Below are 667 nucleotides of genomic sequence, written 5' to 3'. Positions count from 1 at the left end.
TTGAGACCGAGAATGCTCGGCTTCGAAAGGCAATCGCCGATCTCACCCTCGACAAGCTGATCCTGCAGGAGGCGTCCCGGGGAAACTTCTGAGCCCCGCGCGCCGACGCGCCTGTGTCGAGCACATCCAGCTGACGATGAACATCTCCGAGCGCCGTGCCTGTCGGGCGCTCGGACAGCATCGCTCGACACAGCGCAAGGTGCCGCGGGGCCGCGATGATGAAGAGGCGCTGACGGCCGATCTCGTGGCGTTGGCCGAGAAGTACGGGCGCTACGGCTACCGCAAGATCAGCGCGCTGCTGAAGGCGGCCGGATGGTTCGTCAACGACAAGCGTGTCGAGCGCATTTGGCGACGTGAGGGGCTGAAGGTCCCAGCCAAACAGCCCAAGCGAGGGCGGATCTGGGACAACGACGGCTCCTGCGTCCGTCTTCGCCCGGAACACCGCAATCACGTGTGGTCGTACGACTTTGTCGAGGCGCGCACGCATGACGGGCGCAAGATCCGGATGCTCAACGTGGTCGATGAGTTCACACATGAATGCTTAGCGATCCGGGTCGCCCGCAAATTAAAGGCGATCGACGTCATCGACGTGCTCTCGGATCTGTTCATCGTGCGTGGCGTACCTGGCCATATCCGTTCGGATAACGGCCCGGAGTTCGTTGCGAAG

1 pseudogene is annotated in these 667 nt (G+C 62.7%); it reads left to right on the top strand.

Annotated elements, in window-relative coordinates:
* Window positions 1-667, top strand: a pseudogene (locus FV226_RS27690) (IS3 family transposase); the annotation flags it as partial.

The sequence above is a fragment of the Methylobacterium sp. WL12 genome, from assembly GCF_008039475.1.
GTDB classification, from domain to species: domain Bacteria; phylum Pseudomonadota; class Alphaproteobacteria; order Rhizobiales; family Beijerinckiaceae; genus Methylobacterium; species Methylobacterium cerastii.
Note: the sequence above shows the minus strand (reverse complement) of the source record. Positions and strands in the feature narration are given on the sequence as shown.